The organism is Citrobacter sp. LST-B2, assembly GCF_057983045.1.
In genome coordinates this window covers 3,759,855-3,781,347 of the sequence record NZ_CP192598.1, presented here as the reverse complement: position 1 = coordinate 3,781,347, position 21,493 = coordinate 3,759,855, and the positions used below count along the sequence as shown (strand labels likewise).

At 53.6% G+C, this 21,493-nt stretch carries 22 protein-coding genes and 5 tRNA genes; 15 read left to right on the top strand and 12 right to left on the bottom strand.

The genetic code is table 11. The features are described 5' to 3' along the window. Positions 1–58 precede the first annotated feature (58 nt). The 5 genes from gutM to srlA form a co-directional block, all read right to left on the bottom strand. A complete protein-coding gene (gene gutM / locus ACQ0PY_RS18235) occupies positions 59–418 on the bottom strand; it encodes a transcriptional regulator GutM (RefSeq protein WP_042999606.1) in 360 nt (119 codons plus the stop codon). Between the two features lie 91 nt (positions 419–509). Continuing rightward, a complete protein-coding gene (srlD, locus tag ACQ0PY_RS18230) occupies positions 510–1,289 on the bottom strand; it encodes a sorbitol-6-phosphate dehydrogenase (protein WP_042999607.1) in 780 nt (259 codons plus the stop codon). A gap of 10 nt (positions 1,290–1,299) precedes the next feature. Further along, positions 1,300–1,662, bottom strand: a complete 363-nt coding sequence (gene srlB, locus ACQ0PY_RS18225) for a PTS glucitol/sorbitol transporter subunit IIA (RefSeq protein WP_042322676.1) — start codon at positions 1,660–1,662, stop codon at positions 1,300–1,302. Between the two features lie 11 nt (positions 1,663–1,673). Then, positions 1,674–2,657, bottom strand: coding sequence for a PTS glucitol/sorbitol transporter subunit IIB (gene srlE, locus ACQ0PY_RS18220; RefSeq protein WP_044266608.1), 984 nt, complete (start codon positions 2,655–2,657; stop codon positions 1,674–1,676). Next, positions 2,654–3,217 (bottom strand): PTS glucitol/sorbitol transporter subunit IIC, encoded by a 564-nt coding sequence (gene srlA / locus ACQ0PY_RS18215; RefSeq protein ID WP_109739416.1) that lies wholly within the window; start codon positions 3,215–3,217, stop codon positions 2,654–2,656. The genes srlE and srlA overlap by 4 nt, the downstream gene beginning before the upstream one ends. Before the next feature lie 269 nt (positions 3,218–3,486). Between srlA and mltB the strand changes: the two genes are divergently transcribed. The 15 genes from mltB to luxS all read left to right on the top strand — a co-directional run bounded on the left by mltB (position 3,487) and on the right by luxS (position 14,748). Continuing rightward, complete coding sequence (mltB, locus tag ACQ0PY_RS18210) at positions 3,487–4,566, top strand: lytic murein transglycosylase B (protein WP_042999611.1); 1,080 nt, start codon at positions 3,487–3,489, stop codon at positions 4,564–4,566. A gap of 143 nt (positions 4,567–4,709) precedes the next feature. Next, positions 4,710–5,207: a nicotinamide-nucleotide amidase gene (pncC, locus tag ACQ0PY_RS18205; protein ID WP_044255090.1), complete on the top strand. Its 498-nt coding sequence runs from the start codon at positions 4,710–4,712 to the stop codon at positions 5,205–5,207. A gap of 80 nt (positions 5,208–5,287) precedes the next feature. Continuing rightward, positions 5,288–6,349 (top strand): recombinase RecA, encoded by a 1,062-nt coding sequence (recA, locus tag ACQ0PY_RS18200; protein ID WP_044255092.1) that lies wholly within the window; start codon positions 5,288–5,290, stop codon positions 6,347–6,349. A 115-nt stretch (positions 6,350–6,464) separates the two neighbouring features. Next, a complete protein-coding gene (recX, locus tag ACQ0PY_RS18195; RefSeq protein ID WP_044255094.1) occupies positions 6,465–6,965 on the top strand; it encodes a recombination regulator RecX in 501 nt (166 codons plus the stop codon). A gap of 128 nt (positions 6,966–7,093) precedes the next feature. Then, on the top strand, positions 7,094–9,721 hold the full coding sequence (gene alaS / locus ACQ0PY_RS18190; protein ID WP_109739415.1) for an alanine--tRNA ligase: 2,628 nt from the start codon (positions 7,094–7,096) through the stop codon (positions 9,719–9,721). A 240-nt stretch (positions 9,722–9,961) separates the two neighbouring features. Beyond that, positions 9,962–10,147 (top strand): carbon storage regulator CsrA, encoded by a 186-nt coding sequence (gene csrA / locus ACQ0PY_RS18185; RefSeq protein ID WP_000906486.1) that lies wholly within the window; start codon positions 9,962–9,964, stop codon positions 10,145–10,147. Positions 10,148–10,482: 335 nt separating this feature from the next. Further along, positions 10,483–10,575, top strand: a tRNA-Ser gene (locus ACQ0PY_RS18180). A gap of 3 nt (positions 10,576–10,578) precedes the next feature. Further along, a tRNA-Arg gene (locus ACQ0PY_RS18175) sits at positions 10,579–10,655 on the top strand. A gap of 62 nt (positions 10,656–10,717) precedes the next feature. Beyond that, positions 10,718–10,794: transfer RNA gene (locus ACQ0PY_RS18170), tRNA-Arg, on the top strand. A gap of 61 nt (positions 10,795–10,855) precedes the next feature. Further along, positions 10,856–10,932: transfer RNA gene (locus ACQ0PY_RS18165), tRNA-Arg, on the top strand. Between the two features lie 192 nt (positions 10,933–11,124). After that, positions 11,125–11,201 (top strand) — tRNA-Arg (locus tag ACQ0PY_RS18160). 253 nt (positions 11,202–11,454) lie between these two features. After that, positions 11,455–12,021, top strand: coding sequence for a fructose-1-phosphate/6-phosphogluconate phosphatase (yqaB, locus tag ACQ0PY_RS18155; protein WP_042999618.1), 567 nt, complete (start codon positions 11,455–11,457; stop codon positions 12,019–12,021). After that, positions 12,018–12,446, top strand: coding sequence for a YqaA family protein (locus ACQ0PY_RS18150; RefSeq protein WP_042999619.1), 429 nt, complete (start codon positions 12,018–12,020; stop codon positions 12,444–12,446). The genes yqaB and ACQ0PY_RS18150 overlap by 4 nt, the downstream gene beginning before the upstream one ends. A gap of 78 nt (positions 12,447–12,524) precedes the next feature. Further along, on the top strand, positions 12,525–14,084 hold the full coding sequence (gshA, locus tag ACQ0PY_RS18145) for a glutamate--cysteine ligase (protein ID WP_109739414.1): 1,560 nt from the start codon (positions 12,525–12,527) through the stop codon (positions 14,082–14,084). Between the two features lie 148 nt (positions 14,085–14,232). Then, a complete protein-coding gene (luxS, locus tag ACQ0PY_RS18140; RefSeq protein ID WP_003037312.1) occupies positions 14,233–14,748 on the top strand; it encodes an S-ribosylhomocysteine lyase in 516 nt (171 codons plus the stop codon). Between the two features lie 41 nt (positions 14,749–14,789). Here luxS and ACQ0PY_RS18135 read toward each other — a convergent pair whose 3' ends face one another. The 7 genes from ACQ0PY_RS18135 to ACQ0PY_RS18105 form a co-directional block, all read right to left on the bottom strand. After that, positions 14,790–15,905 carry an AAA family ATPase gene (locus ACQ0PY_RS18135; protein ID WP_042999621.1) on the bottom strand — a complete coding sequence of 372 codons (1,116 nt, stop codon included), beginning with the start codon at positions 15,903–15,905 and terminating at the stop codon, positions 14,790–14,792. After that, entirely contained in the window at positions 15,902–16,609 is a 708-nt protein-coding gene (locus ACQ0PY_RS18130; protein WP_042999622.1) for an RNA ligase family protein, read from the bottom strand. Before ACQ0PY_RS18130 ends, ACQ0PY_RS18135 begins: the two co-directional genes overlap by 4 nt. A 270-nt stretch (positions 16,610–16,879) precedes the next feature. Then, positions 16,880–18,418, bottom strand: a complete 1,539-nt coding sequence (gene emrB / locus ACQ0PY_RS18125) for a multidrug efflux MFS transporter permease subunit EmrB (protein WP_042999623.1) — start codon at positions 18,416–18,418, stop codon at positions 16,880–16,882. A gap of 15 nt (positions 18,419–18,433) precedes the next feature. After that, the gene (gene emrA / locus ACQ0PY_RS18120; protein ID WP_044266594.1) at positions 18,434–19,606 is read right to left on the bottom strand and encodes a multidrug efflux MFS transporter periplasmic adaptor subunit EmrA; all 1,173 of its coding nucleotides are present in this window, start codon (positions 19,604–19,606) and stop codon (positions 18,434–18,436) included. Between the two features lie 124 nt (positions 19,607–19,730). Continuing rightward, positions 19,731–20,261, bottom strand: a complete 531-nt coding sequence (gene mprA, locus ACQ0PY_RS18115) for a transcriptional repressor MprA (protein WP_042999625.1) — start codon at positions 20,259–20,261, stop codon at positions 19,731–19,733. Positions 20,262–20,351: 90 nt separating this feature from the next. Continuing rightward, a complete protein-coding gene (gene ygaH, locus ACQ0PY_RS18110) occupies positions 20,352–20,687 on the bottom strand; it encodes an L-valine transporter subunit YgaH (protein WP_042326037.1) in 336 nt (111 codons plus the stop codon). Continuing rightward, positions 20,677–21,414: an AzlC family ABC transporter permease gene (locus tag ACQ0PY_RS18105; protein ID WP_043001836.1), complete on the bottom strand. Its 738-nt coding sequence runs from the start codon at positions 21,412–21,414 to the stop codon at positions 20,677–20,679. Before ACQ0PY_RS18105 ends, ygaH begins: the two co-directional genes overlap by 11 nt. Between the last annotated feature and the right edge of the window lie 79 nt (positions 21,415–21,493).

Sequence of the window (21,493 nt, the reverse complement as noted above, 5' to 3'; positions counted from 1 at the left end):
ACCCTGAATTAAATTTGCGAAATGATAATTTCGCAAGCTAATAGCATTCACAACGAAATTACCCATGTTTCAGATTAAGCGCCAATGATAGTGCATTCTGCGATAGCGGATCATGGGGAAAGATCACATCAGGCTGTAATTCATTAAGATGTTTGCCCTGAATGTCGGCGATTTTTCCTGGTCTGGCGAATACGGTGAGACCTTTCATAAACAACGTATCGGTGACTCGCTGATTGTCATCGACAGCGACGGCGACCACGACGCGCGGTTTAAAACGTCCTCCTGAACGCCCTACGCCGACACGTCCCTGTTGGCAAAGCCGGTCAAATGCATTGTTAAAGCGCGATATTTGCCAGTATCCCAGCGCCAGTTGTGCACACCAGGCAATGACGGCGACAGTAACGAGTGCGGATACCATATGTTGCTCCTTTTATTTTGCCAGACGGCGGTTTTACTTTCTCCGGCCTGCGGGTAGGCCCGGTAAGCGTATCGCCACCGGGCGATACCCATTAAAACATTACTTGTCCACCGGTAACGTTGATTGACTGCCCGGTGCAGTACGACGCTTTCGGGCTGGCATAGAATAACAACATGTTCAGCACATCCTGATAGTCGCAGCCGCGCTTCAGCGGAACCTTATCAATGTAATACTGCTCCACTTCGTCTGGCTTGATACCCAGCTTGGTGGCGTACTGCGGCAGCAACGACTGGAACATCGGTGACTTTAACAGGTTGCCGAGCATCAGCGAATGCACGGTAATGCCATATTCCGCCAGATCCAGCGCCAGCGACTGCGTTAACCCCACGCCGCCAAACTTCGCCGCGCTATAGCCGGAATTGTGCTTGCTGCCCACTTTACCGGATTTGGAGTTGATCTGAATAATACGTCCCTGAATACCATCGCGGATCATCAGACGGGAGAATTCACGTGCGCAGAGGAAGTAGCCGACCAGATTCACCTGCAGCGAGCGGTCAAAATCACCGAGCTGGAAATCACTGATAAATGCTGCTTTCGCAATCCCGGCGCTGTAAACCAGCAGATCCACGCGGCCAAAGATTTCATCCACACCGCGAGAGAGTGCGAGCACGCTCTGTTCGCTGGTGGCGTCGGCGCCGAAACCGTAGGCCATGCCTTCGCCAAATTCTGCGTTAATCTCCTGTGCAACGTTTGCGGCTTTATCACTCTGAATATCTACCACCGCAACGCGATACCCTTCTGCTGCAAGCCCACGGCTGAGGAACGCCCCCAGGGTCTGTCCTCCACCAATGACAACGGCAACCTGATTCATTTTTCTCTCCTTAAGCGACAAACTTCAAAATACAGCCCGGTGCGATATCGTCCGGTACAGGCCCCGCGACATGCACGGTGCCGGGAAATTCCGCTTCGCTCAGCCCATCGAAGCGCAGGGTGATATGCCCCAGTTCACGTAAATTCTGCTCGGCCACACTGCCAACGGCAGTGACCGGATAACGATGCTGACCCAGTTCGAACTGGGCGCCGGGCTGCAGCGGGCCGTTCAGTTCGCCATGACAATGGATAAAGCAAAACTCCTCGATATCCGCAGGCGCGCCTTCACGAAAGGTAATCAGCATCTGGTCGCAGAGCGCATCCGGTGCGCTCTGGCCGATACGGGTGATGGTGGTCTGATAAATAACGGTCATGTCGACACCTCTTATTGATAGATAAAGCCGGAAACAAACCAGGCGATGAGAACGGTGGGCGCCCCCGTCAGGAAGCGGCTCACCAGTACCGACGGCACGCCGACGCGAACGGTGTCCTGACGGGCTTCTGCCAGCGACAGACCGACCGGAATAAAGTCACAGGCTGCCTGGGCGTTAATGGCAAACAGGGCGGGCAGCGCCAGATGCGGCGGGATGTTGCCCAGGCCAATTTGCACGCCGATCAGAACGCCGATAACCTGCGCAATGACCGCACCTGGGCCGAGGAACGGCGACAGCAGTGGAAACGAACAGATCAGCGCCAGCGTCACCAGACCCAACGGATGGCTGGCAAGCGGCGCCAGGCCATGGGCGATCCAGTCACCCAGACCCGAGGCCATGATGATGCCGATCAGTGCCGAGACGAATGCCATAAACGGCAGAATGGTTTTCAGAACCGTATCGATGGTGTCGCGACCGGACTGGAACAGCACGGCCACCGCCGACCCCATCCCCATGCCGACTTTTGCTAACAGGCCATCGCTCTGTTCGGTGATTTTTTTGCTGCTGTCGTAATCACGCCCGGCGGTAGCGCTTGCCGGTTGTGATTGCGGCTGCGGTGCAGCAGACGCGTCGCTGATGACGGTGATGTTGTCTTCCCTGACGCCAGAGACATAAATGTCTTCAACAATATACTGGGCCAGCGGGCCGGATTTCCCGGTTGAGTGAATGTTCACGGTCGGAATACGGCGTTTAGGATAGATGCCACAACGCAGCGTCCCGCCACAGTCAATGATGGCAACGCCAATTTCGTCTTCAGGCGGTTCTCCCTCTTTAAAGCCATCGACAGCCTGCCAGCCGGTTAACTGCGCCAGTTTGTCGACAATCGCCGGGCGAGTGCCTGCGGTGATATAGACAATTTTCTTTCCGGCGGTCACGTCCAGCTCTAACGGGCCACCCCAGCCGCCAGTTCCTCGTTCAATTCGAATACGCGTCATGATGCTGCTCCTGCAAGGTGGACTTTCTGCTCAAGTTGGATACCCATCTTTTTCTCAAAGATGGAGGTTGTGAGGTCCGTGACCCAGCCACGAAAGAAGTTGGTGACCACTCCGACCAGCAGATAGCTCACGGCCAGTGGCCCGAGCGGGAGACCTAACGTGGTCAGGCCGCTGGCAATGCCGAGGTAAACGAACAGTTCGCCAGGGTTGATATGCGGGAACAGGCCGTTCATTGAGTGACAGCTGTAAGAGGCGGCTGCGTAATAGCTGGGCTTGTATTTCTCTGGCATGAAGCGGCCCAGACTCAGGGTCATGGGGTTACAAAACACAAACGTGCCAATAAAAGGCAAAATCAGGTAGCGGGACAACGGATTCCCGGCGCAGCGCTGGGCGAAGCGTTCGATTCGCTGCTGGCCGATAAAGTTGATCAGCGCATTCATGATGACCAGCAGGCTCATCAGCAGTGGAAGAATGCCGGTGACCATCCCGGTAAACACCTCTCCACCTTTCTGGAACAGCCCGATGAACCACTCTGCTCCATGTGTAATGGTTTCGATCATTATTCTCTCCTGTAGGGATTTTTAGTTATCTTGCGAATGGGTGACTTATTTTAATCAGATTGAAAGAAATAAAAGTGTTATTTTGATCTCAAAATGAAAGTAAAATATTTTAAGTTGAAAGTTTTTGTGGAAAGGAAAGAATGTACTGACGATCAAACGAGGGGAAGTGATACGTAAATTGTGTGACGGAGCGCGTCTGGTGCTTCCTTGTATGACGGGGGATGCTTTACCATACTTCTCTCTGGCTGAATCTGTTTAATGGATGTCTCATGTTCAAGCGTCGTTATGTAGCATTACTTCCCCTGTTTGTGTTACTTGCTGCCTGTAGTAGCAAACCGAAACCTCAAGAGCCTCAAACGACAACGGGCACGCCTTCCGGCGGCTTCCTGCTTGAGCCCCAGCACAACGTTATGCAGATGGGGGGCGACTTTGCCAATAACCCGAATGCGCAGCAGTTCATCGATAAGATGGTGAACAAGCACGGTTTTAATCGTCAGCAGTTGCAGGAGATCCTGTCACAGGCGAAGCGCCTGGATTACGTTTTGCGTCTGATGGACAGGCAGGCGCCGACCACGCAGCCGCCGGCCGGACCTAACGGCGCATGGCTACGCTATCGCAAACAGTTCATTACCCCGGATAACGTGCAAAACGGCGTGGCATTCTGGAATCAGTATGAAGATGCGCTCAACCGTGCCTGGCAGGTTTACGGCGTTCCGCCGGAGATCATCGTGGGCATTATTGGCGTGGAAACCCGCTGGGGCCGCGTGATGGGAAAAACGCGCATTCTGGACGCGCTGGCGACGCTGTCGTTTAACTACCCACGTCGTGCGGAGTACTTCTCCGGCGAGCTGGAGACGTTCCTGCTGATGGCGCGTAACGAACAGGATGACCCGTTAGATTTGAAAGGATCCTTTGCTGGCGCGATGGGTTACGGACAGTTCATGCCGTCGTCTTATAAAGAGTACGCGGTAGATTTCAACGGCGACGGCCACATCAACCTGTGGGATCCGGTCGATGCTATCGGTAGCGTGGCGAATTACTTCAAAGCGCACGGTTGGGTGAAGGGCGACGCGGTGGCGGTGATGGCGAACGGTCAGGCACCGGGACTGGCGAATGGCTTTAAAACGCAGTACAGCCTTTCTCAACTGGCGGCCGCCGGACTCACGCCGCAACAACCGCTGGGCAACCATCAGCAGGTGAGCCTGCTGCGCCTGGATATTGGTACCGGCTACCAGTACTGGTACGGTTTGCCGAACTTCTATGCTATTACCCGCTACAACCACAGCACCCATTACGCGATGGCGGTGTGGCAGTTAGGTCAGGCAGTGGCGCTGGCGCGCGTGCAATAATGGTTTTTACCCAGGGTTGCTTCGGCTTCCCTGGGCCTCACTCGTTTTTTCGGAATCCCCCTCGTAAAATTGTTACCTCATCCCCATCTCCGTTGGGAAAGTGTTATCTTGTCCGGCATATTTTTTAACTGACAGAGGCTGATATGACTGACAGTGAACTGATGCAGTTAAGTGAACAGGTCGGGCTGGCGCTGAAAGCGCGTGGTGCGACGGTGACTACCGCAGAGTCCTGCACCGGCGGTTGGGTGGCGAAAGCCATTACCGATATTGCTGGCAGCTCCGCCTGGTTTGAGCGCGGTTTTGTCACCTACAGTAACGAAGCAAAATCGCAGATGATCGGCGTGCGGGAAGAGACGCTGGCGCAGCATGGCGCGGTCAGTGAACCGGTGGTGGTTGAGATGGCGATTGGCGCACTGAAAGCGGCACGTGCCGATTTTGCGGTTTCCATCAGCGGGATCGCCGGGCCGGATGGCGGCAGCGAAGAGAAACCGGTCGGCACCGTCTGGTTTGCCTTCGCCAGCGTGCGCGGAGAAGGGATTACCCGTCGGGAATGCTTTCACGGCGACCGTGAGGCGGTGCGTCGGCAAGCCACGGTTTATGCGCTGCAAACCCTGTGGCAACAATTTCTACAAAATACTTGATACTGTATGACCATACAGTATAATTGCGACAACAGTACAGAATCACTATCCGGTTTCAGCCGGCATGACAGGAGTAATTAATGGCTATCGACGAAAACAAACAGAAAGCGTTGGCGGCAGCGCTGGGCCAGATCGAAAAGCAATTCGGTAAAGGCTCCATCATGCGCCTGGGTGAAGACCGTTCTATGGATGTGGAAACGATCTCCACAGGTTCGCTTTCACTGGATATCGCGCTGGGCGCAGGCGGCCTGCCGATGGGCCGCATCGTCGAAATCTACGGGCCGGAATCATCCGGTAAAACCACGCTGACGCTGCAGGTGATTGCCGCGGCGCAGCGCGAAGGTAAAACCTGTGCGTTTATCGATGCAGAACACGCGCTGGACCCGATCTATGCACGTAAGCTGGGCGTTGATATCGACAATCTGCTCTGTTCTCAGCCGGACACCGGTGAACAGGCGCTGGAAATCTGTGATGCGCTGGCGCGTTCTGGCGCTGTCGACGTTATCGTTGTCGACTCCGTAGCGGCACTGACGCCGAAAGCGGAAATCGAAGGCGAAATCGGTGACTCTCACATGGGCCTCGCGGCGCGTATGATGAGCCAGGCGATGCGTAAACTGGCCGGTAACCTGAAGCAGTCCAACACGCTGCTGATCTTCATCAACCAGATCCGTATGAAAATTGGTGTGATGTTCGGTAACCCGGAAACCACGACCGGTGGTAACGCACTGAAATTCTACGCTTCTGTTCGTCTGGATATCCGTCGTATTGGCGCGGTGAAAGAGGGCGATAACGTGGTGGGCAGCGAAACCCGCGTGAAGGTGGTGAAAAACAAAATTGCGGCACCGTTTAAACAGGCTGAATTCCAGATCCTTTACGGTGAAGGCATCAACTTCTATGGCGAACTGGTTGACCTGGGCGTGAAAGAGAAGCTGATCGAGAAAGCGGGCGCCTGGTACAGCTACAACGGCGAGAAAATTGGTCAGGGTAAAGCGAATGCAACCACCTGGCTGAAAGACAACCCGGCGACTGCGAAGGAAATTGAGAAGAAAGTTCGCGAAATGCTGCTCAATAACCAGGATGCCAAACCTGACTTCGCTGTTGATGACGGTGAAGGCGTTGCGGAAACCAACGAAGATTTTTAATCGTCAGGTGTCGTCCGTCCGGATAACGCAACACTGCCATCCGGCAAAAAGTTGAATTACACTCAAGGGCTGCATTGATGCAGCCCTTTTTGCATTTCTGATTTCGAAGGTTGTTATGAGTGAACCCACACCGCGCCGACCCGCGTATTCCCGGCTGTTAGATCGCGCAGTACGTATCCTCGCGGTTCGTGACCACAGCGAACAAGAGTTGCGACGTAAACTTGCCGCCCCGGTGATGGGGAAAAATGGACCGGAAGAGATTGATGCGACTGCGGAAGATTATGAACGAGTGATTGCCTGGTGTTACGAGCATCAGTATCTCGATGACGACCGGTTTATCGCCCGCTTTATCGCCAGCCGCAGCCGTAAAGGCTATGGTCCGGCGCGCATTCGCCAGGAGTTGAATCAAAAGGGCATTGCCCGTGAATCGACGGAAAAAGCAATGCGGGAATGTGAGATTGACTGGAGCGTCCTCGCACGCGATCAGGCCTGTCGTAAATATGGTGAACCGCTGCCTGGTGCATTTTCAGAAAAGGTTAAGATACAGCGATTTTTGCTCTATCGTGGATATCTGATGGAGGATATCCAGGAAATATGGCGAAATTTTGACGATTGAGCGCATACGGGATTTTACTTCCCCGTAAAGAAAACTTATCTTATTCCCACTTTTCAGTTGCCGGCGGCCCAGTCAATCAAGAGTTGTTGCTGGTAATGATTTTTCGTTAGCAAGATTTCAGGATAATTATGAGCAAGAGCACCGCTGAGATCCGTCAGGCGTTTCTCGACTTTTTCCATAGTAAGGGACATCAGGTAGTTGCCAGCAGCTCCCTGGTTCCAAACAATGACCCCACTTTGTTGTTTACCAACGCCGGGATGAACCAGTTCAAGGACGTTTTCCTTGGGCTCGACAAGCGTAATTATTCCCGCGCAACCACATCTCAACGCTGCGTGCGGGCGGGTGGTAAGCACAACGATCTGGAAAACGTTGGTTACACTGCACGTCACCATACCTTCTTCGAAATGCTGGGTAACTTCAGCTTCGGCGACTATTTCAAGCATGATGCAATCCAGTACGCATGGGAATTGCTGACCGGTGAAAACTGGTTTGCCCTGCCGAAAGAGCGTCTGTGGGTGACCGTCTACGAAACAGACGATGAAGCCTATGAAATTTGGGAAAAAGAAGTCGGTATTCCTCGCGAGCGTATTATCCGCATCGGTGATAACAAAGGTGCGGCTTATGCGTCCGACAACTTCTGGCAGATGGGCGACACCGGTCCGTGCGGTCCGTGCACCGAAATTTTCTACGATCATGGCGATCACATCTGGGGCGGCCCTCCGGGAAGCCCGGAAGAGGACGGCGATCGCTACATTGAGATCTGGAACATTGTCTTTATGCAGTTCAACCGTCAGGCTGACGGTACGATGGAGCCGCTGCCTAAGCCTTCCGTGGATACCGGTATGGGGCTGGAACGTATTGCGGCTGTGCTGCAACACGTCAACTCCAACTACGAAATTGACCTGTTCCGTACGCTGATTGAAGCAGTAGCGAAAGTGACCGGTGCAACCGATCTGAGCAACAAGTCACTGCGCGTGATTGCGGATCACATTCGTTCCTGTGCGTTCCTGATTGCCGACGGCGTGGTACCGTCGAACGAAAACCGTGGCTATGTTTTGCGTCGTATCATTCGTCGTGCGGTACGTCATGGCAACATGCTGGGCGCGAAAGAGACCTTCTTCTATAAACTGGTGGGTCCACTGATTGACGTCATGGGATCGGCGGGCGAAGAACTGAAGCGTCAGCAGGCTCAGGTTGAGCAAGTTCTGAAAACCGAAGAAGAGCAGTTTGCCCGTACGCTCGAGCGTGGCCTGGCGCTGCTGGACGAAGAACTGGCGAAACTGTCCGGCGATACGCTGGACGGCGAAACAGCATTCCGTCTGTACGATACCTACGGTTTCCCGGTTGATCTGACGGCTGACGTTTGCCGTGAGCGCAATATCAAAGTGGATGAAGCCGGTTTTGAAGCCGCCATGGAAGAGCAGCGTCGTCGCGCGCGCGAAGCCAGCGGTTTCGGTGCGGACTATAACGCGATGATTCGCGTGGATAGCGCCTCTGAATTTAAAGGCTACGACCATCTGGAACTGAACGGTAAAGTGACCGCGCTGTTTGTTGATGGTAAAGCGGTTGATGCGATCAGTGTCGGTCAGGAAGCCGTTGTCGTACTGGATCAAACCCCATTCTATGCGGAATCCGGTGGTCAGGTTGGCGATAAAGGTGAACTGAAAGGCGCGGGCTTTGCGTTTGCCGTAAGTGACACGCAAAAATATGGTCAGGCAATTGGCCACCTCGGCAAGCTGTCTGCGGGCTCTCTGAAAGTGGGCGATGCGGTCCAGGCTGATGTGGATGAGGCGCGTCGTGCGCGTATTCGTCTGAATCACTCCGCAACGCACCTGATGCACGCGGCGTTGCGCCAGATTCTGGGCAAGCACGTGGCGCAGAAAGGGTCGCTGGTTAACGACAAAATGCTGCGCTTCGATTTCTCGCATAATGAAGCAATGAAGCCGGCGGAAATCCGGGCGGTTGAAGATCTGGTGAACGCGCAGATTCGTCGTAACCTGCCGGTTGAAACCCGCGTGATGGATCTGGAAGCGGCGAAAGCAAAAGGCGCAATGGCGCTGTTCGGCGAGAAATATGACGAACGCGTTCGCGTGCTGAGCATGGGTGATTTCTCTACCGAACTGTGCGGCGGGACGCACGCCAGCCGTACCGGTGACATCGGCCTGTTCCGTATTGTCTCTGAGTCCGGAACCGCCGCCGGGGTTCGTCGCATTGAAGCGGTAACCGGTGAGGGCGCCATTGCGACTGTGCATGCAGAAAGCGATCGTTTAGCCGATATTGCACATCTGTTGAAGGGCGATAGCCAGAATCTGGGCGACAAAGTGCGTTCAGTACTGGAACGTACTCGTCAGCTTGAGAAAGAGCTTCAGCAGTTGAAAGAACATGCTGCGGCGCAGGAAAGTGCGAATCTTTCCAGCAAAGCGGTTGATATCAATGGCGTTAAGCTGTTGGTGAGTGAGCTTGCGGGTGTTGAGCCGAAAATGTTGCGCACCATGGTTGATGATCTGAAAAATCAACTGGGGTCGACAATTATCGTGCTGGCAACGGCAGCTGAAGGTAAGGTTTCTCTGATTGCTGGTGTGTCTAAGGACGTGACCGACCGTGTCAAAGCAGGGGAACTGGTAGGTATGGTCGCTCAGCAGGTGGGCGGTAAGGGTGGTGGTCGTCCGGACATGGCGCAAGCCGGTGGTACGGATGCTTCTGCTCTGCCTGCGGCGTTAGCCAGTGTGCAAGCCTGGGTCAGCGCAAAATTGTAATAACTATAAGCGTTAGCCGATGCCGCGGATAAGCATTCCGCGGCGTTTGCATCAACGTTGTCGACAACGATAAAGTCAGGTTGAAGTTGTGTATATCGGCTAAACTTAGGTTTAACAGAATGTGATGCCGTGACTGCTTACATGTAATGTGTTTGTCATCGCTTACTTTTTGGCGTTATATGATGGATAATGCCGGGATACAGAGAGACCCGACTCTTTTAATCTTTCAAGGAGCAAAGAATGCTGATTCTGACTCGTCGAGTTGGTGAGACCCTCATGATTGGAGATGAGGTCACCGTGACAGTTTTAGGGGTGAAGGGCAACCAGGTACGCATCGGCGTAAACGCCCCGAAAGAAGTATCTGTCCATCGTGAAGAGATCTACCAGCGTATCCAGGCTGAAAAATCCCAGCAGTCCAGTTACTAAGGTTTCCGCGTCTCACCTGACCGGGTGAGGCGCAACCTGACATCGTCGCAATATCCCACTCTGTTTCGTTTTTCTGTGACTCTTTTTCCGGTTTCGCCTGGCGCTACTGCATCCGTGTGTCTTTTCCATTGAGGTAGTCCGTTGCCCCAGAGTCCAATTTATCTGTTGATAAAACACTCTTTTTGCCGTTTTTGCAGACTAATTGAACGTGAAGTGTGCAAACGATAAAAGCTCAGGAAAAATTGTTTGACTTATAAGTCCCAGAAAGTAATATGTGCGCCACGCAGCGACGATGAGCAGAAACAAGTTCTTCGAAGCACTCGTAAGAGGCGTGTGGTGAGGTGGCCGAGAGGCTGAAGGCGCTCCCCTGCTAAGGGAGTATGCGGTCAAAAGCTGCATCCGGGGTTCGAATCCCCGCCTCACCGCCATTTGCATCCGTAGCTCAGCTGGATAGAGTACTCGGCTACGAACCGAGCGGTCGGAGGTTCGAATCCTCCCGGATGCACCATCTCTTACTTGATACGGCTTTAGTAGCGGTATCAAAATCTGCAGTAAAGTAAGTTTCCCGATGCATCCGTAGCTCAGCTGGATAGAGTACTCGGCTACGAACCGAGCGGTCGGAGGTTCGAATCCTCCCGGATGCACCATCTCTTACTTGATACCGCTTTTGTGCAGTATCAATATCGGCAGTAAAATAAGTTTTCCGATGCATCCGTAGCTCAGCTGGATAGAGTACTCGGCTACGAACCGAGCGGTCGGAGGTTCGAATCCTCCCGGATGCACCATCTTCTCCCGAATAACAGCGAGTTTGTTGTTTCATGGTCTGCGAGAGCATCGTAAGCACCAGGGGGATAACGTTGCGCCAGCAACAGCCCGAAGGGCGAGGCTTCGCCGAGTCATCCTCCCGGATGTACCATCTCTTATTTGATACCGCTTTTGTACAGTATTAGTATCAGCAGTAAAATAAGTTTCTCGATGCATCCGTAGCTCAGCTGGATAGAGTACTCGGCTACGAACCGAGCGGTCGGAGGTTCGAATCCTCCCGGATGCACCATCTTCTCCCGGATAACAGCGAGTTTGTTGTTTCATGGTCTGCGAGAGTATCGCGAGTACCAGGGGGGGATAGCGTTGCGCCAGCAACGGCCCGAAGGGCGAGGCTTCGCCGAGTCATCTTCCCGGATGCACCATTTTTTTCTTTTCCTTACTCCTTTGCATTCATCTCCTGAACAATCCTCAGCATCGTCGTCAGCGACAAAATCCAGCAATTACGATAAAGTAACGTCTGTTTACTTGCCGGTGAGAGCGCTATGTACGAACGTTATGCGGGTCTGATTTTCGATATGGATGGTACCCTTCTGGATACTGAACCGACGCACCGTAAGGCGTGGGTTGAAGTATTAGGTCGTTACGGTATGCATTTTGATCTTCAGGCGATGATTGCCCTTAACGGCTCAGCCACATGGCGTATTGCTCAGTCCATTATTGAGTTGAATCATGCGGATCTCGATCCTCACGCGTTAGCCCGTGAAAAAACCGACGCGGTAAAAATCATGCTCCTCGACAGCGTCGAGCCGTTGCCGCTGGTTGAGGTGGTAAAAGCGTGGCATGGTCGTCGCCCGATGTCCGTCGGAACCGGCAGTGAAAGCGCAGTAGCGGAAGCGCTGCTGGCTCATCTGGGGCTGCGTCGCTATTTTGATGCCGTCGTTGCTGCCGATCATGTCCAGCACCATAAACCCGCGCCAGATACTTTCCTGCTTTGTGCGGAGCGTATGGGCGTGCCTCCGGCGCAGTGCGTGGTATTTGAAGATGCGGACTTTGGTATCCAGGCAGCACGCGCCGCCGGAATGGATGCTGTGGACGTTCGACTCCTGTGAGTGACGGACTGTCGCTCCTTTCATTGTTCGCCAGCAGTTTCCTCAGCGCTACGCTGTTGCCCGGCAACTCGGAAGTCGTTCTGATTGCCATGTTACTGGCCGGACTCAGTCATCCCTGGGTCTTAGTTTTAACAGCAACAATGGGTAATAGCCTTGGAGGGTTAACTAACGTTATCCTTGGGCGTTTCTTCCCGCTGCGCAAGACATCGCGCTGGCAGGAGAAAGCCACAGGCTGGCTTAAACGCTATGGCGCGGTCACACTATTATTAAGCTGGATGCCGGTTGTGGGTGATTTACTGTGCCTGTTAGCGGGATGGATGCGCCTCTCGTGGGGGCCGGTGCTCTTTTTTTTATGCCTTGGCAAAGCGCTGCGCTATATTGTTGTCGCAGCTGCTACCGTTCAGGGCATTACCTGGTGGCACTAATTGTGCCTGGGGATTAGCCTTTAGGTTAACCACTACAATTATGCTAATTAATACGATTTTGACAGGCGGGAGGTCAATTTGATCCCGGACGTATCACAGGCTTTGGCCTGGCTGGAAAAGCATCCTCAGGCATTACAGGGGATACAGCGCGGGCTGGAGCGCGAAACATTGCGCGTGAATGCGGATGGCACGTTGGCGACAACGGGGCATCCTGAAGCGTTAGGCTCAGCGCTGACGCATAAATGGATTACCACGGATTTCGCGGAAGCGCTGCTGGAGTTTATCACACCGGTAGACGGCGATATCCAGCATATGCTGACCTTCATGCGTGACCTGCATCGTTATACCGCCAGAAATATGGGTGATGAGCGCATGTGGCCACTGAGCATGCCTTGCTACATTGCCGAAGGTCAGGACATTGAACTGGCGCAATATGGCACTTCAAATATTGGTCGTATGAAAACGCTGTACCGTGAAGGGTTGAAAAACCGTTACGGTGCGTTGATGCAAACTATTTCCGGTGTGCACTACAACTTTTCACTGCCGATGGCATTCTGGCAGGCGAAATGTGGCGTAGTGGAAGGCGAAGAGGCAAAAGAGAAAATCTCTGCCGGCTATTTCCGCCTGATCCGTAACTATTACCGCTTTGGCTGGGTCATTCCTTATTTGTTTGGTGCGTCCCCGGCGATTTGCGCTTCCTTCCTGCAGGGCAAACCGACCACGCTGCCGTTTGAGAAAACCGACTGCGGAATGTACTACCTGCCGTACGCGACCTCGCTGCGACTGAGCGATCTGGGTTATACCAATAAGTCGCAAAGCAATCTCGGAATTACGTTTAACGATCTCTACGAGTATGTGGCAGGATTGAAGCGGGCGATTAAAACGCCTTCTGAAGAGTATGCGGCAGTAGGGCTGGAAAAAGGCGGTAAACGTCTGCAAATCAACAGCAACGTGCTGCAGATTGAAAATGAGCTGTACGCGCCGATTCGTCCGAAACGCGTTACGCGTAGCGGTGAGTCGCCTTCAGATGCGCTTCTGCGTGGTGGTATCGAATACATCGAAGTCCGCTCGCTGGATATCAATCCGTTCTCGCCAATTGGCGTGGACGAGCAACAGGTGCGTTTCCTTGACCTGTTTATGGTCTGGTGTGTGCTGGCCGATGCACCGGAGATGAGCAGCAGTGAGCTGCTATGTACGCGTACCAACTGGAATCGGGTGATTCTGGAAGGGCGTAAGCCGGGCCTGACGTTAGGGATTGGTTGTGAAACTGCACAGTTCCCGCTGCCCGAAGTGGGTAAAGATCTGTTCCGCGATCTGAAGCGTGTGGCACAAACGCTGGACAGCATCCACGGCGGAGAGGATTATCAGAAAGTCTGTGACGAACTGGTTGCCTGCTTTGATAACCCGGAATTAACGTTCTCTGCACGTATTCTGCGGTCTATGATTGATACGGGTATTGGCGGTACGGGCAGGGCGCTGGGCGAAGCTTACCGCAATCTGCTGCGTGGAGAGCCGCTGGAAATTTTGCAGGAAGAAGACTTTGTGGCTGAACGTGACGCCTCAAAACGTCGTCAGCGCGAAGTTGAAGCGGCAGATTCGGAACCGTTTGACAGCTGGCTGGCAAAGCAGCAGGCCTGACAGAAAAGAAAAAGGCCACTCGGGAGTGGCCAAAATTTCATCTCTGAAAACAGGGATGATGATAACAAATGCGCGTCTTTCATATACTCAGACTCGCACCGGAACAAAGAGTTCAGTTTATTTATAAAAAATTATCGGAGGTAGCTAAATGCCGTTGTTAGATAGCTTCACTGTCGATCATACCCGGATGGAAGCACCTGCAGTCCGTGTGGCGAAAACGATGAACACTCCACACGGTGACGCCATCACCGTGTTTGATCTGCGTTTCTGCATTCCAAATAAAGAGGTGATGCCGGAGAAAGGGATTCACACGCTGGAGCATCTGTTCGCAGGCTTTATGCGTAATCACCTCAACGGTAACGGCGTCGAGATTATCGATATCTCCCCGATGGGTTGCCGTACCGGTTTCTATATGAGCCTGATAGGTACGCCGGATGAGCAGCGCGTGGCAGATGCATGGAAAGCGGCGATGGCCGACGTGCTGAAAGTTCAGGATCAGAATCAGATCCCGGAACTGAACGTCTACCAGTGCGGTACATATCAGATGCACTCCCTGAGTGAAGCACAGGATATCGCGCGTCATATTCTGGAGCGCGACGTTCGCGTCAACAGCAATGAAGAGCTGGCGCTGCCAAAAGAGAAGTTGCAGGAACTGCATATCTAGTTAGTGCTGTAGCCGGACAGAGGTGGCTCTGTCCGGTTTGTTCACTCATCTCTCACCTGATATTCCACGCAGTGCGCTTCATCAGACTGAGGTACTTCCAGCTTTGACGCCATTCTCATTATAACCGCGTCCGGAACCGCATATTGGCGGTTTGCATTTTGCTGCTTCCATTGCGCCCATGGAACTTCAATGTAGACAATTTTTACCCGTGCACCGTAGGCAGTAAAAAGGTCGATGAGCTGGCTTCGTAGCTGTCGGGTAATATTGGTCGCATTCCAGACAAAAGCCGTTTTTTGTCGCAGCAAAGCCCGTGCATCTTCTTTTGCCTGCTGGACGACGCGACCGGTTGCCGACCTGTCTTCCGGGCTGACACCAAGTCGACGGCGGATATCATCAAGACTCACTACCGGTATGCCGGGACAGTGTTCGCTGATATAGCGATCCTTACCCATTCCGGGCAGAGCGCTCATTATAATCACTTCAAAGCTTTCTGTTTCCCAAGGGATGAAATCGGCTGAACTGTTCGAATGCGTCAGATAATGCCAGCGAGCCGCATCGGAAACGAAGTGACGGGCATGTCCCCAGCACTGTTGTTCCTGACAGAAAAGCTCAAACAGGGCGATCCGGTCGAGCATCTCCTCCCTATCCTGACAGCGTCGCCCTTCTATATCGGCACGGGCGAGCAGCGTCAGCAGGCGGGTGTCAATCCGCATAGCCGCGCTAAGCAGCAGGCGCTCAGGGGCGGGACGTTCGAGTAGCCACAACGGCAGTCCGTGCAGGCGAACCAGCGCCGCGATTTGCTCACGCAGAATAAAGGGTGTGGGAATATCTCGCCACAGGATCTGCCGTGTCGTGAGTTCACCTTTGCGCGCATGGCCCAATGACTGGATGCGACCGTGTTCATCACGCTGCGTGGTGCTGCGCTTTTCCACATCGTGTAGCAGCGCCGCAGCCCATAGCAGCTCTTGTTGCTGTGGTGAGCATCGCTGAAAGTCAGACATGGTTGATAGCGCGTTGAGCACCATTTCAGTATGAATGCCAACGTCCCCCTCGGCATGATGGACGGGATCCTGTGGTACATCGTGCATCTCTTCTACCCAGCGGAATTGTTGTCGCAGCGCCGACCAGCTTTTGTCACCAGTAAGCTGCCAGATCATAACTGGCCTCCAAAGGCAAATTCATGGGCCAGACGAGCCCGTCGCCAGTTGCGCTTCCAGTGTTCCGTTGTTTTGACATGATTCTTACGGACAAACTTAAACACTTGGTGGGCGAAATCATCCACAGGAAATTCGTTGCGATTACGGCTCACGATGCCTTCAAGGGTGCAGGGCTGACCGGCCTGGATATCCCATGGGTCGAACGCGCCGCGTCCGTTGGTTAGCGCAAGAAATTCTCGCTGCCACGCTTTTTCATCCTGACCAGGCTGCGGTCCTGGGATTTCCGGGACGCAGGGAAAATCAAACAGCGCGGCATAGAACTGCACTTCTTCCCAGCTTAGCCACATATCCTGGCAGCGGATGGCAAACAGGAAAAAGTCCTGCTCCAGCGCGTGATATTCAATCGAGTGGACGGCATAGAGGTTCTCGCCGAAAAGCTCTAAATCGCCAAGATCGTTTTTTAGCAATTGCCAGCGCTGGCGAATTTTATGCGTCCACGCGGATTGCGTTGGGGCTGCATGAGAGCGGGCAAAAACGCCGTGGCGATTCAGGCAGTTATTTTCACCATCCAGCTTTTCGGTGTGCACCAGTAGAGGAATAACCTGCAAATCTCGCCAGTAGTCGGCGTTGATACGGTCATCGCTAGTAGTGCCGGGGGAGAAAGGATAGTGCCAGGTTCTCCCGTATTTTCGTTGCGTATTCATGATAATTCATTATTTATGTTGTTATAAAGTTACGCCCGCGGGGAGGCGAGTTGTGAGGTTAACGGGTTAAAAGGGATAGTGTGAATTTCACCCATCAAGGCGAGGGTGTAGATAAAGAGGATTGACAACCTGAGCGAAGCGCTCAGAACCGGCTAGTTGTTAATGGAAGTATTTGGGGCGGCGTAAAGATACACCTCTTATGATGATAAAACAACCACCTGCAGTTTCAGGCAATAAAAAAGGGATCCGCGGATCCCTTTAAATCAAACCTTAGTGCGCGCCACCACCGCCACCGCCCGCACCAAACGGGGGTTTGGCGAACCAGACCAGACCGAGCAACACCAGGAAGATCCCCGCCGACATCCAGAAGATCTCGTTGGCTGAAATAATCAGCCCCTGATTCGTTATCTGCTGGGCTATCCAGCCAGACGCCTGTTGCTGCGTCATGCCCAGTCCCTGTAGCTGATCGTACATTGCCTGCGCATTCGGGTTATACGGATTCACCGACTCGGTTAACTGTGCATGGTGCATCGATTCCCGGTTGGTCCACATGGTGGTGGTGATCGATGTCCCGATTGACCCCGCCAGCGTTCGCGTAAAGTTAGACAAACTCGATGCCGCCGCCAGACGCTCAGGCGGTAAGCCAGACAGCGTGATGGTTGTTAGCGGCATAAAGAAGCACGCCACCGCGAAGCCCTGAATAAACTGTGGCCAGGCGGAGGCGCCGAAGTCCATTCCCGGTTCAAACGTCCACGCGCGCCAGTAAAAGCAGACGGCATACATAATAAAGCTGAACGTCACCAGCCTGCGCATATCCAGCTTATGGGCAAAGCGGCCAATAATCGGCGACAGGATCACCGGAATAATCCCCACCGGCGCGGACGCCAGACCCGCCCACGTCGCGGTATAGCCGTAAACCTCCTGCAAAAGCTGAGGTAGCAGAACAATAGCCCCGAAGTACAGCATATAAGCCAGACTGATACACAAACAGCCGATGGTAAAGTTTCGCGACTTAAACAGTGAGAGATCGACAATGGGGTTATCGTCGGTAAGCTCCCAGACAATCAGGAAGCTAATGGCGACCACCGCCACCACGGTCAGAATGATGATCTCCTGTGAGGCGAACCAGTCCAGCTCTTTCCCCCGGTCGAGCATAATCTGCAGGCTACCGATCCCAATGACCAGCAACGCCAGCCCGATGGCGTCAATCCGCCGCTGTTCCGTGCGTGTTTCGCGTCCACGCAGGGTTTGCAGCGTCATCAGAACGACGGCAATACCGATTGGCACGTTGATAAAGAAAATCCAGCCCCAGTGATAGTTATCGCTGATATAGCCGCCCAGAATCGGGCCGCAAATCGGCGCGACAATCACTGTCATCGACCACAGCGCCAGCGCGATAGAGCGCTTTGCCGGAGGGTAGTTATTGAGTAGCAGACTTTGCGAAAGCGGGATCAGCGGCCCGGCAACCACCCCCTGAACGACGCGGAAGAAGATCAGCATGTTCAGACTACTGGAGACGCCGCACGCCCAGGAGGCGATGGCAAACGCCACCGTTGACCACATGAAGAGCTTCACTTCCCCAACGCGCTTTGCCAGCCAGCCGGTAATGGGAATCGAGATGGCGTTCGCCACCCCGAAAGAGGTGATCACCCACGTCCCCTGGCTCAGCGATGAGCCCAGGTTCCCGGCGATCGTAGGGATCGCCACGTTAGCAATGGTGGAGTCCAGCACCTGCATGAATGTCGCCAGCGACAGCGCAATCGTCATAATGACGAGCTGCGCGCCCTCCAGCGGTTTTTGCTGTTGCATCACACGCACCTCAGATTAGCCTGCGTTGGCCTGCACAATCTCTTCGATCAGTTTATTGACCGGGGCAAGGCTGATTTCACGGGCGTTACTCTCAGACACCGGCGTAGTGCGCACCTGGCTGGCGAGCACCTGACCGTCGCGGTTCGCGGTATCGACGGTGACGAGCGTCGATAAACCAATCCGCAACGGATGTTGCGCCAGCTGCTGTGCATCCAGTTCGATACGTACAGGCAGACGCTGAACCACTTTGATCCAGTTACCGGTTGCGTTCTGTGCTGGCAGCAGTGAGAAGGCGCTACCGGTCCCCATATCAAGACCGACCACTTTACCGGTGTACTTAACATCATCGCCGTAGATATCACTGATCACCGTTGCCGGTTGGCCGATGCGCATATGGGCAAGCTGCGTCTCTTTGAAGTTAGCATCAACCCACAGATTGGTGGCCGGAACCACAGCCATCAGCGGCGTGGTAGGGCTGATCTGCGCACCAGGCTGCACGGCGCGGCGCGACACGTAGCCGGTCATTGGGCTGACGATCTTCGTTCGCTCGAGCGCCAGCCAGGCGTTACGCACTTCGGTGGCGGCCTGTTGGACGGCGGGCTGATCTTCCAGCTTGCTGTCGAGAATCATCGCCTGATTAGCATTGTATTGCTGAATGGCAACATCAAGCTGCGCCTGAGCGCTGGCCACGGCATCCCGTGCGTGTTGCAGCTCTTCACGACCAATCAGATTGGCGTTACCCAGTGGTACGCGACGGTTAAAATCGCTTTGCGCCTGGGCAAGGGCCGTTTTCTGCACCGCAATGTTCGCCTGCAACTGTTTGCTGTTGATCATTAACTGATGCGTCTGACGGACGCTGGAGGCCAGCGCGGTCTTCGCTTTTTCAAATGCCTGTCTGGCATCCGTCTGATCGAGCGTGACGAGAACGTCACCCTGTTTAACAAAATCAGTGTTATCCGCCCAGACTTTCGTCACGCTGCCGGATACCTGTGCCATGATTTGAACCTGGTTCCCTGCCACGTATGCATCATCGGTCTCTTCGACATGACGCAGTACCAAAAACCAATAAATTCCATATGCCACGGCAATAACGATAAAGAGCAAGGTCAGGAGGAGTAGCGTACTTTTACGTTTGCTTTTCTTCTTAACCGGTTGCTGCGGGGTTTGGGTCTCCGCATTTGCGCTCATGTTGTTCTCCACGATCTTATTTTTTCGTCGGCTGAGCCGAGCTGTTTATCAGAAAGGCCAGCACGTTCAAGTGCTGGCCAGTCAGTTTTCTTTGGTAATCTGGATTATTGAGCGAGTCGACGCGTTAGCTCAGCGCCTCAAGGATAGCACCCTCCTGGTCCATCTGATCGAGACGCGTCAGAAGCTTACGAGTGATGTGCTCAAGCTGTTCTTTTTCTGCAGTGTTAAGAGCGGACCACAGTTGATGCAGGCAGTTATGCTGCGGCGGTAATACTTCGCGCAAAAATGCGTGGCCTTTATCGGTTAACTGCAGATGCAGGCAACGACGATCGTTGTCGCTTTCATGGCGCTCGATCCAACCGCGCTTTTCCAGCTCATCAGCGATACGTGTCGCGTTAGTACGGGATGATCCCAGGGCACAGCTCAGTTCAGAAGGCTGAATGCTGTGGTTTTCCTGAGACTCCAGCGTAATCAACGCCATAAACAACGTCTCGTTAATCCCTTGAGCTTTCAGCATTTTATTGCGGTTATCCAGCAGTTTTCCTTGCATATGCATGCAAAGACGAGTCAGCAGGATTTCCTGATACGGAAAATCCTCGTGGCGGCTGGCGCGAAATTTTAGCATTTGTTCAATGGGCGTAAACGAACTATCCATTTGGGCATGACCTCATTAATTTCAGCCGATATAGTAACGACAGTGACAAATAAAGTAAATGTATTATTAAATTAAAATGATTTTTCCAACCTATAAAACCGCCAACATTTTCCACGCTAATCCATAGGCCAGAGCACTTAATAGCGTAGGAATGATGATACTGCGCGTTTTATAAAAACTAGCACCCAGTACAGCAAAGCCCACGAGCGTCGGCACGAAGCGACTGGCATCGTGCATGACCTCAGGGGCCGTTGACACAACCAGCAGGGCGCAAATTGATGCAATGCCGATGGTGTCGAGTAAAACGCCGGTTGCACCACGCTTGCCTGGACGGGTATTTCCCATCTTCAGACGTAGCGGTAAATAGCGAAACCCATAATTTACACAGCCGACCAGCAATCCGAGCAGCAGCACCTCATAGCGCATCGGGAACTCCTTGCCAGAAAGCTTGAATTAGCGCGGTCAGACAACCACACACAATCCCCGCCAGAATCGCGGCGGGGATGGAAAACAGCGTCACGCCCGCCAGTGCGCCCGCTAAGGCGGCGGTCACGCACAGGGACTGTTTACGCTGGAATGACGCCAGCAGAAAACTCATAAACAGCGCGGGGAGCATAAAACCGAGCGCCGCTTCGACCGCCGGGAATCCTTTCAATAAACCGCTGCCGGAAAAGGCGCCGAGTACGGTTCCCAGCACCCAGGAGGCCCAGGAGCAAAACGCGATGCCAATCATCCAGTTCTCGCTCCAGCGACGGTTATCCCGCACCAGCTTTGCAGTGGCAGCGGCAAAGACTTCGTCGGTGAGACCAAACGCCCACAGGGCGGTTTTCGGTTTACTGAGTTTCTGGGCGATACGACTGCGCAGGGAAGGACCGTATAAAACATGGCGTACATCCATCGCCATAACGGTCAGGGCGGCAACCCATAATGTGCTGCCTGCGGCGAGCATGGTTGTGATAACGAACTGGCTGGCACCGGCATAAATAATGCAGGAGAAAAACACGCTCTCAACCGGGCTAAACCCGAGACGGGTGGCATTGAGACCAAATGCAAAGGCAACAGGAATATAGCTGATGACGATGGGTAAGCTGTCTTTGAATCCTTCCGCACAGGTAGCCGGAGGGGTATTGGGCAGAGATGCGGGCCTTTCCATAGAGTTTTGCGCGTTATCACCAATGTTAAAATTATCAGGGTTAATAATCTCTATCACCTTAACAGACTGGGGGGCTCCT